At 37.1% G+C, this 15,123-nt stretch carries 14 protein-coding genes; all 14 read right to left on the bottom strand.

All coding sequences use genetic code 11. From position 1 onward, the window contains the following. Positions 1 to 16: 16 nt before the first annotated feature. The gene (locus BKP57_RS01035; RefSeq protein WP_050353097.1) at positions 17 to 646 is read right to left on the bottom strand and encodes a transcriptional regulator CcpN; all 630 of its coding nucleotides are present in this window, start codon (positions 644 to 646) and stop codon (positions 17 to 19) included. A 363-nt stretch (positions 647 to 1,009) separates the two neighbouring features. Then, complete coding sequence (glyS, locus tag BKP57_RS01040) at positions 1,010 to 3,091, bottom strand: glycine--tRNA ligase subunit beta (protein ID WP_050353098.1); 2,082 nt, start codon at positions 3,089 to 3,091, stop codon at positions 1,010 to 1,012. 1 nt (position 3,092) lies between these two features. Further along, complete coding sequence (gene glyQ, locus BKP57_RS01045) at positions 3,093 to 3,971, bottom strand: glycine--tRNA ligase subunit alpha (RefSeq protein WP_050353099.1); 879 nt, start codon at positions 3,969 to 3,971, stop codon at positions 3,093 to 3,095. A gap of 284 nt (positions 3,972 to 4,255) precedes the next feature. Continuing rightward, the gene (gene recO / locus BKP57_RS01050; RefSeq protein WP_050353100.1) at positions 4,256 to 4,999 is read right to left on the bottom strand and encodes a DNA repair protein RecO; all 744 of its coding nucleotides are present in this window, start codon (positions 4,997 to 4,999) and stop codon (positions 4,256 to 4,258) included. A 40-nt stretch (positions 5,000 to 5,039) separates the two neighbouring features. Beyond that, entirely contained in the window at positions 5,040 to 5,186 is a 147-nt protein-coding gene (locus tag BKP57_RS01055; protein WP_072740886.1) for a YqzL family protein, read from the bottom strand. A 202-nt stretch (positions 5,187 to 5,388) separates the two neighbouring features. Further along, the gene (gene era, locus BKP57_RS01060; protein ID WP_050353101.1) at positions 5,389 to 6,291 is read right to left on the bottom strand and encodes a GTPase Era; all 903 of its coding nucleotides are present in this window, start codon (positions 6,289 to 6,291) and stop codon (positions 5,389 to 5,391) included. A 433-nt stretch (positions 6,292 to 6,724) separates the two neighbouring features. Next, the gene (locus BKP57_RS01065) at positions 6,725 to 7,087 is read right to left on the bottom strand and encodes a diacylglycerol kinase family protein (RefSeq protein WP_232231287.1); all 363 of its coding nucleotides are present in this window, start codon (positions 7,085 to 7,087) and stop codon (positions 6,725 to 6,727) included. Continuing rightward, complete coding sequence (gene ybeY / locus BKP57_RS01070) at positions 7,077 to 7,547, bottom strand: rRNA maturation RNase YbeY (protein ID WP_050353103.1); 471 nt, start codon at positions 7,545 to 7,547, stop codon at positions 7,077 to 7,079. Before ybeY ends, BKP57_RS01065 begins: the two co-directional genes overlap by 11 nt. Next, positions 7,548 to 9,695 (bottom strand): HD family phosphohydrolase, encoded by a 2,148-nt coding sequence (locus BKP57_RS01075; protein ID WP_072740888.1) that lies wholly within the window; start codon positions 9,693 to 9,695, stop codon positions 7,548 to 7,550. Positions 9,696 to 10,349: 654 nt separating this feature from the next. Then, positions 10,350 to 11,324, bottom strand: coding sequence for a PhoH family protein (locus BKP57_RS01080; RefSeq protein ID WP_050353105.1), 975 nt, complete (start codon positions 11,322 to 11,324; stop codon positions 10,350 to 10,352). Between the two features lie 2 nt (positions 11,325 to 11,326). Next, on the bottom strand, positions 11,327 to 12,535 hold the full coding sequence (gene yqfD / locus BKP57_RS01085; protein ID WP_050353106.1) for a sporulation protein YqfD: 1,209 nt from the start codon (positions 12,533 to 12,535) through the stop codon (positions 11,327 to 11,329). Further along, on the bottom strand, positions 12,519 to 12,827 hold the full coding sequence (yqfC, locus tag BKP57_RS01090) for a sporulation protein YqfC (RefSeq protein ID WP_050353107.1): 309 nt from the start codon (positions 12,825 to 12,827) through the stop codon (positions 12,519 to 12,521). The genes yqfD and yqfC overlap by 17 nt, the downstream gene beginning before the upstream one ends. A gap of 724 nt (positions 12,828 to 13,551) precedes the next feature. Further along, positions 13,552 to 14,073, bottom strand: a complete 522-nt coding sequence (locus BKP57_RS01095) for a hypothetical protein (RefSeq protein ID WP_050353108.1) — start codon at positions 14,071 to 14,073, stop codon at positions 13,552 to 13,554. Between the two features lie 31 nt (positions 14,074 to 14,104). Then, on the bottom strand, positions 14,105 to 15,097 hold the full coding sequence (gene floA / locus BKP57_RS01100) for a flotillin-like protein FloA (RefSeq protein ID WP_072740889.1): 993 nt from the start codon (positions 15,095 to 15,097) through the stop codon (positions 14,105 to 14,107). Between the last annotated feature and the right edge of the window lie 26 nt (positions 15,098 to 15,123).

Here is a 15,123-nt window from a genome sequence, read left to right on the forward strand (position 1 = left end):
ACTCCTCTCTCTTTTGTTAAATATGATCATCCGTAATCAATTCAACAAATGCTTTCGTAATTGTCGTCTTTGTTATTCTGCCGACAACTTCCAAGCCAGACTTTGAATCTTTAACGACTGGGATGCCATCAATTTGTTTGTTCATTAGCTTTTGAGCTACATCTACTAACAAATCATCTTTACGGCAAACTGTTATATTAGGCATTCTTGTCATGATGATATGCACCGGAATGGCATTTAAATCTTGCTTCCCAATACTTGCACGTAATAAATCCTTTCGTGATAATACTCCTGAAAGGCAAGACTGCTCATCAACTACAAAAAGTGTACCCACATCTTCTAAAAACATCGTTGAGATTGCATCATATACAGAAACACTTTCCTTCACAACAATCGGAATATGTTGATACTCATGTACTTTTAATTTTCTTACCTGTTCCGTTAACAATTCATTGCCCGTTTTTCCTGTGTAAAAATAGCCAACTCGAGGGCGGGCATCTAAAAAACCCGCCATGGTTAAAATAGCCAAATCTGGACGTAATGTTGCTCTTGTCAAACGAAGACGCTCAGCAATATTCTCCCCAGTGATTGGACCATTTTCCTTTACAATTTCAATTATTTCTTCTTGTCTATTTGATAATTCCATGCCTTCACCACCTCAAGACGATCTAACCATATACCTATTATAGACGAACCGAGACAGAATGAGAAATCATTCTATACTTTTAAATCTACCCTCGATTAGCAGATAAAAGGAATGAGAATTTCAAAATAATGCAGATTGCACTAGAAAACGAACGAATAAAGAAATTTCCTGTACCATGTTTATCCCGAATGGAAGATCCCTCAACCCCCTCCTACTAGATCCCGAGTAGACTCAAAGAGTCTGGGTGGGACGGCACCTAAATCCCCGATTCGTTCAACCTGTACACTGCCGATCTCAGGAGGTGTGACACGTAGAAAAATTGTTTTGTCTTTTTCAAGGTCGCCTAAGTTTTTGCTACTTCAATCAAAAACTTTGCTTCCACTCGATTTTCGTTACATCTGCATAGCTATAGATTAATTGACCAATTTGATGCAACAATGCCAATCGATTTTTACGAATATTATCTTCGTCTACCATCACCATATTTTGATCGAAAAATTGGTGAATCGGCTCTGTTAATTGTTCTAAGAGTTGTAAATCCTCTTTAGCATCCCGACTTGACTGGTGATATGCTTGATTAACGGAATAATATTTTTCATATAACGCTTTTTCAGAAACGGTTTTTAATAATGCCGGATCAATAACGGTGGAATCTGCTTTTTGGGCTAAATTTAATACGCGGACAAAAGCTTCCTGTGATAATTTGAAAGTTTCATCATTCCGTTTTGACGATAATATTTCTGCTTTTGCTAAACTATACGTAAAATTACCAATCGCCTGATGTAATACGGCATGAATAATGTCCTGTTCAATTCCCGTTTCTTTTAAAATATAAGCCGCACGATGCAAAAAGAAATCTTCAATGATAGTAGCTGCTTGATCCTGATTTTCAAGCTGTACTTTTGAAGTAGCATATACTTGTAAAGCTAGTTCGATAAGCTTTTCGACAGATATATCCCATTTATTCGCATGGACCATCCTTAAAATTCCAATTGCTTGGCGCCGCAATCCATACGGGTCATGAGATCCTGTTGGTACTAGCCCAACAGAGATACAGCCTATGATGGTATCTAATTTATCAGCGATACTAACAACCGTACCTACCGCTGTTTCAGGCAAAGCACCATTTGCAGATTTTGGTAAATAGTGTTCGCGAATTGCTTGAGCGACGATCGCATCTTCTCCATAAAAAGCAGCGTACTTTTCACCCATAACCCCTTGTAGCTCGGTAAACTCATTTACCATACTAGTAGTTAAATCAAATTTACTTATTTCTGCAGCGCGGACAGCACGATTAGTATCTGCAGTCGGTAATTCAATATGCTGGCTGATGAGTCGAGTTAGTATGATGACGCGTTCTACCTTTTCATGAATGGTTCCTAGATCTTCTTGAAACACAACTCGCTTTAGTTTCGTTAAAAATTCTTTCATGGAACGCTTTCGATCTTCATCATAGAAAAACGCTGCATCAGATAACCGTGCATGTAACACCTTCTCATTTCCTTTAATTACCGTATCCAATGACGTATCGTCACCATTACGAATCCCGACAAAATATGGTAATAGCTCTCCTCCAGCTTGCGCTCGAACAGGAAAATAACGTTGATGTTCCTTCATTGAGATAATTAATACTTCTTCAGGAATGGATAAAAACTCGCGTTTGTACGAGCCTAGAAATGCTTGTGGAAATTCTACCAAATTCCTTACTTCATTCAATAATTCTTTATCAATCGGAATGTGAACCGATTGTTCTTGCTCTAATTCACGTATCCCTTGTAAAATTGCTGCTTCACGTTTTTTTGCATCTACGATAACAAACTGTTGATGTAATTGTTCTTCATAGTTTTTCGGCTCATTAATGGTTATTTGCGTTCCTAAAAACCGATGACCAAAAGTAGTATTACTACTAGCTACATTTGCGATTTCAAAAGGAACAACGGCTGACCCAAATAAGCCAACTAACCAGCGAATTGGTCTGGCATACCGCATTGTTTGTGTACCCCAGCGCATATTTTTACCAAAGTTAATCGATGTAATAATATCTTTAAATCCAGGTAGGAGATCAATCGTATTCTTTCCTTCAATATGTTTTTTGACAAAAATATAGGTTGTTCCGTTAAACGGTTTTGTATAAATATCATCCGTTGTTTTTCCTTGTCCCTTCGTAAAACCAACGGCCGCTTTTGTCCAATTACCGGTCTCATCTTTTGCAATCTTCTCTGCTGGTCCCTTCACTTCTTCTTCCATGGACATTTGTTGCTCAGCAAGTCCTTCAATAAGTACAGCTAAACGACGTGGTGTAGAATACGTTGTTAAATTCGTAAATGAAATACGCAAGGTTTCAAGCCAAGCTGCTGTTTTATCATGTAATTGCTTCTCTGCATCATCAATAAACCGAGCTGGTAACTCTTCCAGTCCGATTTCAAATAAAGCATCTGTTGCCATGTCATTGCTCCTCCTTTTTCAACATTGGAAATCCTAGTCGTTCTCTTTCAGCTACATACGCTTTAGCGATACCTCTTGCTAAATTGCGAATTCTTGTAATATACCCTGTTCGTTCTGTTACGGAGATAACACCTTTTGCATCTAGTAAATTAAATGTATGGGAGCATTTAAGCACATAGTCATAAGCAGGGAACACTAGACCCTTCTCCATCGTATCTTTCGCTTCTTGCTCATATTTTGTAAACAAATCAAATAACATTTCCGTATTGGATGTTTCAAATGTATACGTCGAATGTTCATATTCTGGTTGGAAAAAAATGTCTTTTACTGTTACCCCATTTGTCCATTCTAAATCAAATACATTCTCTCGATCTTGGATATAGGAGGCTAGTCGTTCAATCCCATAGGTCAATTCCACAGCAACTGGATTTGCCTCTAATCCGCCGATTTGCTGAAAATACGTAAATTGCGTAATTTCCATACCATCTAGCCACACTTCCCATCCAAGCCCTGCTGCACCTAAAGTCGGATTTTCCCAATTATCTTCAACAAACCGAATATCATGGATAAGCGGGTCAATGCCTAATTTTTCCAACGATCCTAAATACAGCTCTTGAATATTGTCCGGAGAAGGCTTCATAATAACTTGAAATTGGTGATGCTGATAAAGCCTGTTTGGATTTTCTCCATATCTTCCATCTGCAGGTCGCCTTGAAGGCTCCACATAAGCAACATTCCATGGCTCGGGTCCAAGGCTGCGTAACAGTGTCATTGGTGACATAGTTCCCGCTCCCTTTTCAACGTCATACGCCTGCATGAGAATACAATTTTGCTCTGACCAATATTTTTGTAAAGTTAAGATCATCTCTTGAATATTCATCATTTTTTCCTCCATTACAGTAATACAATACAAAACCCCCGTCTCTATGTCTTATTCGACATAGGGACGGGGGTTAAGCCGCGGTTCCACCCTATTTGCTTCTTTATAAAGCCACTTTTACTAACCATGCTCCGAAGCGCCTTTCCTTTTGACCTAACACTCAGCTTACACTATCCTGAGCTCGCTATCGATAGGGGGCAAAAGTACTGTTCTTCATCTCAGCAAATATTCGATATATAATCCTCTATGTATGAATAATAAGCGAAACAGTAATGACTGTCAACTTATTTCAACAGATCCAATTGTTGCAAAAACTTTCTTGATTTTAGATAATATCCACCGTAATAATCATAATAATGATCCAATAACTCCCGCAATAATCGCTTATTTGATTCTTTTACGGAGATACTTGTCACTTGTTGTAATTCAACGGTAGCAAAGATCGATAATAATTTTGCAACCCCTTTTGGTAACTCAACAGCTTGTGGATCCATACTTCTGCACGATGAACATAACAAACCTGCTTCCTGAATAGAAAACGCAAACGGAGGCGTTGTCGTTTTACAATGACTACAACATGCTACTGTTGGTGCGAAGCCGCCTTTTTGATATAGCTTCAATTCAAACATCATCAGCGGGATTTGAGCGTCTTCTTCTTTATCAATCCATTGCATCGTTTGGAAAAACTGTTCAAAAATAAATATATCTGGCTTTTTATCATCCATTAATTTATCGGTTAATTCTACAAGATATGCTGCATAAGCTGTTTTAACAATATCTTCACGTATGGAACGAAAAGAATCGATGATCTCCGCTTGTTGTATCGTACTGAGCCCTTTATTAACGTACATTAGAAATTCCGCATAGATGAATGGCTGCGTCACAGCAGCCATTCTACTTTTTGGTTTTTTAGCACCTTTTGCAATAGCAGAGAGCTTACCTAACTTTTTACTAAAAATCGTTACAATTTTATGTGTTTCCCCATAATCACGCGTTTTTAATACAACACCCTGTATTTTTTCTAACAATTAAGCGTCACCTTTCTCTAAGCGAACTTCAAAATATACGTTATAGTCTTGTATCTATAGGAGTTTCATTTTTCTCATCTTGCTGTTGCGATTCATAAGGGTTTTGTTCATTTTCTAACTCTTTCATGATTAAATAGGTTTCAATGTTTCCCGTTTGACTAAATAACTTCCAGGTTAAATCGATCACAAGAAACCCCACCTTTCTTTAAAATGTTTGAAAATGTAACTTATTACTTAGAATGACCACAAGCACAAAACAAATGAGTATTAAAATTTACCATGTATTATTGAACCATAGTAGCAAATAGAACTCTCTATATATAATTACACTTTGGTTCTAACGTAAAAGCAGTTCGCATTTGGTAAAAACAGCTTGTTCATATGGTTATTTAATACTCATCACTGCGAAAGCCAAACTCTTGAAGTTGGCTTTGCTTGTTTCTCCAATCTTTCTTAACTTTTACCCAAAGTTCTAAAAACACGTTTGTACCAAGTAATTTTTCGATATCTTTCCGTGCAGCTTTGCCAATATTTTTAAGCATTGTTCCTTGCTTACCAATTAGAATCCCTTTTTGTGTCTTTCTTTCCGTGACGATGGTTGCTTGAATGAGTAATTTACCATTATCACGATGTACCATATTCTCAATAACTACCGCTATAGAGTGTGGTACTTCTTCTTTGGTAAATTGTAACACTTTTTCACGAATTAATTCACTAATGATAAAGCGCTCGGGATGATCCGTTATTTGGTCCTCCGGATAATATTGCGGTCCTTCTGCTAATTGCTCCTTTAAAACATCTAACAAATGGTTTACGTTATTACCCTGCAGAGCTGAAATTGGAATAATTTCTTTAAAGTTATGCTTATCCTTATATTGGTCAATCAGCGGTAGGAGTTCATCTGGGTGGACAAGATCAATTTTATTAACTATTAAATAGACAGGCTTATTCACCTTTTGCAGTCGATCTAAAATAAATTGATCCCCTTTTCCGTATCCTTCATCCGCATTAATCATAAATAGAATTGCATCTACTTCATTCAATGTATTTATAGCTGTTTTCACCATAAAGTCACCAAGCTGATGTTTGGGTTTATGAATACCAGGTGTATCAATAAACACCATCTGGGCATCCGGCAGGGTCAATACGCCTTGTATTTTATTTCTCGTTGTCTGAGGTTTATCACTCATAATTGCTATTTTTTGCCCTATCACTCGATTCATAAAAGTAGACTTTCCAACATTTGGTCTACCAATAATTGCTATAAAACCTGATTTAAATTGTTTTTCCATCTGGTTGCCTCCGAAACGTCATAAATGTTTTATTCATATCATACTATAAAAAAGCACTCGTTTCATGTAATCGACAAAAGCTTTAATATTTTTTATTCCTATATTTCTTTTTTGACAATTTTCTCACTTCCTGTTACTTTATGTAAAGACTTAGGAAGAAATACTTTTTCCACCATTTATAATCACTAAATAACGGGAAGCAAATTTTATCAGCATTCGCCAAATACTAAAAAGCCACAGCAAAAGCTGCGGCAGACAATATTTTTTTAATATATTTAAACATTACTTCCTGAATTTGTCGCTGAAAAAGTTAGTAAAAATGAAGCATACACCTTCTTCATGCTTTGTATCAAATATGCGAGGCTACTATGACTAAACATAACCACATCTATGATTATCCATTACTTACTCTTGTAAGTTTAGCAAAGCAACGTTACATAAGTGGAACAATTTTGGGAATAAAAACAAGACAACCAATAATCGCAGCTACCATGGCAGCTATAAGGACAGCTCCTGCAGCAATGTCTTTAATTTGTTTAGCTGCAGGGTGCAGTTCCGGTTTTATATAGTCTATCATCTGTTCCACAACAGTATTGAGCATTTCCGTTATAAGTACCATTCCAATCAAAATTACAATAATGATCCATTCCATGAGACTTATCTGTAAGATCCATCCTGCAATGAAGACTAGAATTGCAGCAACTAAATGAATTCGAAAATTACGCTCACTTTTTATAACAAAGCGAATACCTTGCCATGCATAAGAGAATCCAATAACTGGTTTTTTATCTTTCAATTCCAAACGCACCTAGAATTTCGTCTTGTCTTGAAAACATCCGTTTTTCATCCTCTTCAGATAGATGATCGTATCCTAGTAAATGAAGGAAGCCGTGCAACGCTAAAAATGTTAATTCTCTTTCAAGTGAATGATGATATGCCTCTGCTTGCTCTTTTGCTTTATCAACGGATATTACAATATCGCCAAGAAGAATAGGCAGATCCTCATCCAGTATATTTACCTCTTCTTCCCCTTCCCCAAGCTCTTGCATAGGAAAGGACAGAACATCTGTAGGCGTGTTTTTTTGACGATAGTTACGATTTAATTCTTGAATTTCTTTATTATTAACAAAATTAATGGAAACTTCAGCTTGTTGAGTAACGCCTTCTTTACTGGCAGCAAATGTGATTAATCGTTGAATCACATCAATATAATCACTTTCCACTGAGTTGGTTACGTCGTGAAAATCAATATACACTTATTTTGCCTCCTTCATGGGATATTGAATACGCGAATGAAATATCCCTTTCACTGTACTGCATGTTGTTTGTTGAATCTTATTTAACTCTTGTAAAGTGATGGGGCATTCATTAAACTGACCATCTATTAACTTATCTTCAATAATCGATGCAACTATTTCTTCTATTTTCTGTTCTGTTGGTTCTTGCAGAGAACGTACTGCAGCCTCTACCGAATCACATATACTAATAATCGCCGCTTCCTTCGTTTGTGGTTTTGGTCCAGGATAACGATAGATTGCTTCTTCTACATCATCATTTTGTTCCTTATCCTTGAAATAAAAATATTTCAGCAAAGAAGTACCGTGATGCTGTTTAGCTATATCAATTATTTCTTTAGGTAGTCGATGTTTTTTTAACATTTCTGCCCCATCATAAGGGTGACTAATAATAATTTTAGCACTTTCTTTTGGCTCAATAAAATCATGCGGGTTACGAATTGCTAATTGATTTTCAATGAAATAATGAGGTCGAACCGTTTTCCCTAAATCATGGTAATAAGCACCAACTCTTGCTAGTAAACCATTTGCACCAACTGATTCACAAGCTGCTTCACTTAAATTGGCCACCATTACCGAGTGGTGATAAGTTCCAGGAGCCTCCGTCAGCAATTTCTTTAATAACGGATGATTTGGACTCGATAATTGCAATAACTTTATATCTGACAATATTCCTAGAGCAGCCTCAAAATACGGTAATAGACCAATTGTTAATACAGCTGACAGAAAAGCGGAAGCAGCTGCAAAAGATAATGGAATCCACATATCTCCTAGTGCATATTTCTCAAAAGAAAGAAATATAAATAATAGTACAGTCATTATATTGACCATTGCAATTCCTACTCCAGCCTTCATTAACGCAAGTCGATCTTTCACATTTCGTAAAAAGAAAATCGCTGCCAATTGAGAAAGCATAAAATAAATACCTACTTCCACATTTAAAGAGCCAGGAATTTGATGGTTAAAAATAACACTTCCTAAAATAGCGAACAACGTGCTGAAAATGACCGCTGAACGTTCATGAATCAACTGTTTCATCAATAAAGCACCTGTAGCGATTGGCATTATATAGAACAACTGATTAACTTGTGTCGTATAGATACTCACGATTTTCATTAAGGCAATAGTCATCATACTAATAACAACAATAGCAATAGTTTTTGCCATATCCAGACGATCTTTTTTTGAGAGCCAGTTCATTTCATGAGCTATCGCACTTGCAATCAACAAAACAAGCAAAGCCAAGCCTATTCCAGGAACAAAATTTCGTTCCTTATCAAGTACTCCAACTAGATCTAATTTTTCGTATACTTCGTTAGTAATCACTTGCCCTTCACGAACGATAATCTCGCCAGCTCTTATCACAACTGGTTCCACATTACTAGCGGCTTCCTTTCTAGCGGTCGAGGTCTTATCCACATCAAAAAACGAATTTTCAACTACTGCAAATTCACTTAAACGTGTCAACACTTCTTTCATATCAGCATCTAAATCGGAATATTTAATTTCTTGTTGTACATTGGAAATAGCACTTTGGGTGTTTTCCGTGCGCACGCCATTATTTAAGGTGTCTGACACGACATCTAAAAAAAATGCTTTTCCTTCATCTCGTTCTTCTTTGGGCACTTGGATGAGCTGTGACAAAAGATCATCGCTAACTCCCTTTTGTATGTCAGCAGATAGAATTTGCTTTAATTGCTGGACCTTCTCCTGTTCGGAAATAGGGGCTGTCTCTTTATCCCCCTTATTTTGTTCAGATGTTTTTAACTCTTCTTCCAGTTTAGTTATTGCATCAAAAATCTCTGTAATATAAGCGATTTGTTCATCTGTGATTTCTTGATCAATATTATATCTATCTTCTACAGCTTGAACCGTTTCTCTTGTTTTTCGTTCCGTTTCTTGCTTGTTTTCAATGGTTACTGGAGAACGAATGGTTTCTTTTGCTCTGCTAAATCTTTCTATTTCATACGTCTCAGTCTGTACATTATCCATCATGATTAAAAAGAAAAACAAACCTAATATAAGAGTAGCAGTTGTAATCATGCCCCATTTATTAAAACGCTTTGTAGATGAAAACCAAGTACGCGGATGAAACTTTTTCTTATCCACTGCTCTCTTCCTTTCTAAAGGCAAAAATTTAACTACGAATGAATCGTAAAGTGAATCTTTAATCTGTAGGGGTTTTCATTCATCCCCCACGGCTTGTTAGTACCGTAATGGTATGAGCCAAAGGCCTCTTTAGATGCTGTTATCTCCCACTTAACCTTGTTTATCCTACTCCTGAGTAGGAGCCTTACAGCATCTTATATGCGGGATAAATAATGTTTTAGTCAACGAGGGGTGCTTTCGCCTAATTGGTATAATAATTCAAAGGCAAGGTACTTAGGAAGTCTTTGAAAAAGTAAAACGCTTTTTTTCTGCGTGCGATTTATCGCTTCCAATGTTTTCCTTATGGTTAAAAAAGTAAAATTACTTATTCTTAGTTCAACATCGTGATGTGAACGAATCCGGCAATTACGTGTCCTTATCTCCTACTTAGACTTTTTTTCATCGCCCTTAGCCCAAGAAGCATTAGACTGAAGAAACCTTACATTCGGGAGACAACAATAAATAAGCCCACTACCTTCATTTTTTTCTATTTCTAAATATCCTCTTACAAATCAATCAAACTCCAAAGCAAATGCTATTTTTTTCAAAATTAGTGCGGTGATAACAGCATTAATTATATTGATCTTCATGTAAAATGAGCCCTGTATAAGAGGCTTAACTTATACTGTTATTGCGGTTTTTATCATAGGCATCAATAATTCGCTGGACAAGTGGATGCCGCACTACATCGGTCTGCTCTAGATAAACGAATGCCATACCTTTTATCCCATTTAATAGATGACTGGCTACTCGCAGACCTGATTGCATACCTTTTGGTAAATCAATTTGCGTTATATCACCGGTAATTACCATTTTGGAGCCAAAACCTAATCTCGTTAAAAACATTTTCATTTGCTCCGGCGTTGTATTTTGTGCTTCGTCTAAAATTACAAACGCATCATCTAGTGTTCTTCCACGCATATAAGCTAATGGAGCGATTTCGATGGTCTCCCTTTCAATCAAACGCATGGTATGTTCTGTTCCTAAAACATCATGTAAAGCATCGTAAAGTGGTCTTAAATAAGGATCGACCTTCTCTTTTAAATCGCCCGGCAGAAAACCTAGGCTCTCTCCTGCTTCTACTGCAGGTCTTGTTAAAATAATCCGTTTTACATACCCATTTTTAAGCGCGTGAACAGCCATTACAACAGCCAAGTATGTTTTTCCCGTACCTGCGGGACCAATTCCAAATACGAGATCATTGGCTTTAATCGCAGAAATATATTTTTTTTGCCCCAGCGTTTTAACACGAATAGGTTTTCCTTTTACATTTTTTGTAATTTCATCTTCAAATAAGGTTTCAAATTGATTTATTTTTCCTTTTTTCCCTAATTCAACTGCATAAACGACATCTCTTTCCGTTATGGTTAATCCTTTACGAATTACGGAGAGCAGTGCTTGTAAGACATCTTGAACGAGGTCAATCGTATCTGGATTCCCAGAAACGTGTACTTGCTCTCCTCTCGTTACAATTGAAACCTGAAGCATTTCCTCTAATTGATGCAGGTGTTTATCGTTATTGCCAAACAGCGCTAACGCTTCATTTGGACTTGTTAATTGTAAATCAACTGCTGTTAGATTTTCTGGCATATTCAATCTCCTTGACGTAAAGGTTGTGTTGCAATAATATTTTCTTCTACACTCATATATAAGTTTAATTTAACTTTACCATTCTCTATAGTTTCATGCAAAACTTTTTCTGAAAGTATGCTTGCTTCACCTAATTCTAATTTTAATTGTTCTTTCGCTTGTGTAATTCCCGCCTCTATTGCTTCTTGTTTTGTCCGTTTCACTGATTTATACGTTTTTTCATGGAGTTTGGTTTCAATTATTTTTACAGGCAAGTCCCATTTTAAAAATCGAAGCTTAGTTTCTTCTTTTTCTTGTTGTATGTTCTTAAAATCAGGTGAGCCAAAACCCCATACGGGCATTTTAAAGTTACCAAAACCAAGATGATATTTTTTCTCTTGGTTTCCGGTTAATTGTTCAGAACTTGTCTTTAATGGCACACTTACTTTCACTTCATACCAGGTTAACGCTGTTATATCTCCGTCAGCCGCTACATATTTGATTTTCTTTTTTTCATCTTCTTCTGATTCTTCTTCATCTGTCATTTTTCCAGAAACTAGCAAATCACCTTTTTCCACATAATCATGCACATCTACTTTGGGAACACCCTGGGAAACATACATTTTCTTGATAATTCCTTTTTTAGCAGCAATTAAGTTTCGAGGTTTTGGTTTTGCTTCTTCTTTAACGACGATCTTTTCTACACCTTCCAAATGAAAGGTTGTCCCTTTTTGATCAATGCCAACCCAAAGCAATTCAGGAACATCGCTTAACAATTGCTGTTGAATTTGCTTTGGAGAGTCAAGTGAGAAAATCCATGAACCTGGCTGGATACCGTATTCCTCCAATTGTTTACCTATTTTTTCCTCAATGTCTTTAGGCACACCGGTTATTTTGACATCCCATACGATATTAGACAAAATAAACAGAAATAAACAACTTAAGATAAATGCAATCAGCAGCTCTTTTTTTCTTAAGTAACGACGAATGATAAACGGAAATCCTTTTTTATCAATGAATTTAATTTTATAATGCATACCTCTTCGTAGCACTTTTATATATTTTGCGTCCTTTAGGCTTATCGTTCCTTGACATGCTTGATTACTTGTCTTCATTACATCCCATATCCGTATTCCATGACTCGTACAGTGTTGAAAAAACAATTCCGGTCGATCGCCAGTTACAACTATAGTAACAGCTCCAGCTGCATTTGGTTTATTTTTTTGTTTCATATCCTTCTCCTCCATCTGGAATAAAGGTTATATCTCTAATCGTTCCTTCTAACAAGATCTCTTCAGGTAACATGAGCTTTAAAACAAAGGCTGACCCTGTAATTCGAATATATCCTTTGTTCGCCTTAAGCTTTAATTCTGTATCTGAATAGCTTGCCAAGCCTTTATGATTTTCAATATAAACATGCAATTGACCAATCACCGTAATTCTTGGCAGCTCAAGTAATACATCTGAAGGAAGTGCAAAAGACTTCGTTAACCATGGTCGAATTTGTTGATGCCATTTTTTCACAAATGCAGCCCCCTCTCACCTATATATTTATGATTCATCCATACAATTAAGAACAATGAAAGGAAAGCTCTTGGAGAAAGACAGAAGAGAAAATGTAAACACGTCATGTATTTTATAGAAGTATGGATTTGTTGGGGAATTTCCTTGAAAGCTATATTTTTTAAAGTCCATATAGCAAAACGTATGTATTGCTTACAAAAACCATTGAAATTAACAAAATAAAACAAATCTTCAAACATAAGGGGTTATCATTCATCCTCACAGCTTGCTAGTACCGTAATGGTACGGCCTAAAAGCAGCTTACGAAATAAGACATTTAAAGGTGCTGTTATCTACACTTAGGTTTGTTTACAGTACAGATTATCCAACTCCTGAAGCGGGAGTTTTACAGCACCTTATATGCGGGAGAACAAAGGCGCAGGGCGCCCGTTTAGCAACGTAGCGAATGGAACGAATCAACTAAAGATTTAGGAATCATGCCACTAAAAACAGGGGTATGCCCACGCCTGAGCGGCAAGCCCGTTTTTAGTCGGCCTTCCCCTTAGCGACGAACCGATGATGACTTATCGTAGGGTGATTCGTGAAGTCGCCTAGTTGCTGGGCTCATGCGCTGGACGTGACTATTCGGTTATTTCATTATCCATAAGCACCTAAGTCTATACTTTCTTATTCTTTAAAAAAAGCCAACTGTACATGTTTGCTGTACAATTGGCTTCCATAATAATTAATAAATTTGCTTCCTTTTCATTTGGTTAGAAAGGATACTGCGATAAGGGTTCTTAGCTCTTGGTTTACCTAATACTTCAGCCATGATAATCCCATTAACTAACCCTTCTTGCGTTAAATTATTAGCAACCTGACGTTTTAGCTTTTGCTTGTGTAGGTGCTTTGTTTCGTCATCCCGCTTGTTTTGAATGGACTTAGCTTGCTGTTGAAATTCCTTCAACGGTGCTTGCAAATTTGTTCCTATTTGCTCTGCTAACTGCTCCATTTGCTGTTGTTTTTGTTCAGAAGCTGACGCTGTTGAAAAAGAGTCTCTTGCGCGTTCTTGACGTTTCATAGGGTTGCTTGGTTTCTTGACAGTTTCTCCCCCAAAAGGCTGAACTGGCCTATTCGTAGGCTTAGAGTGTTTGCTTTTCTCTTCTTTGTCACTGCTAAAAGAATCTTTAAAGAAACCAATAATTCCCGCAATTACTGCAAAAATGATAAAAGCATTGCCAAAAATAGCTTCGAAGAGTTCTTCCATATAACTCCTCCTTTATTTGTCGCAATTTTCACTATTGTTCGTGGTCATCATTACCGTTCCCGGAAAGTTTGCCAATAGAATCTCGCATATCTGTATCTGCATCGATATTTTTATAATTCATATAATCCATAACACCAAGGTTGCCAGAGCGTAGCGCCTCTGCTAAAGCCAATGGTACATCAGCTTCTGCCTCCACCACCTTAGCACGCATTTCTTGTACTTTAGCAAGCATTTCTTGTTCTTGCGCTACAGCCATTGCACGACGCTCTTCTGCTTTCGCTTGCGCGATGTTTTTATCCGCCTCAGCTTGATCAGTTTGCAGGATTGCACCAATGTTTTTACCAATGTCTACATCCGCAATGTCAATCGACAGTATCTCGAAGGCTGTACCTGCATCTAAGCCACGGTTTAAAACATTGTGAGAAATCGAATCTGGATTTTCTAGCACTTCTGCATGTGTATGCGAACTACCAATTGTACTTACAACACCTTCTCCTACACGAGCAATTACTGTCTCCTCACCTGCACCACCCACAAGGCGATCAATATTAGCGCGAACAGTAATGCGAGCTTTAGCCTTTACTTCAATTCCATCCATTGCAATACCCGCAATAAACGGAGTCTCAATTACTTTAGGATTAACACTCATTTGAACGGCTTCTAGTACATCACGACCAGCCAAATCAATCGCTGCTCCTCGTTCAAAAGGTAATTCAATATTTGCACGGTGAGCTGCAATCAGAGCATTTACAACCCTGTCTACATTACCACCTGCTAAATAATGGCTCTCAAGCTGATTAGTTTTTACATTTAGTCCAGCCTTATGCGCTTTGATCAGCGGATTAATAACCCGATTGGGAACAACTCGACGAAGTCTCATCCCAACTAATTGAAAAATACCTACTTTCACACCTGCTGCTAAAGCGCTAATCCAAAGCATTACTGGAATAAAAGTAAATAAGATAGCTACAGCAATTAAAATAACCGCGATAATAATTAACGGCATTATACTTTGTAAGTCCATCTAGTTTCCTCCTTTATTTATTTTAG

Origin of the sequence: Virgibacillus sp. 6R (assembly GCF_001895305.1) — a bacterium.
Lineage (GTDB): Bacteria > Bacillota > Bacilli > Bacillales > Amphibacillaceae > Virgibacillus > Virgibacillus pantothenticus.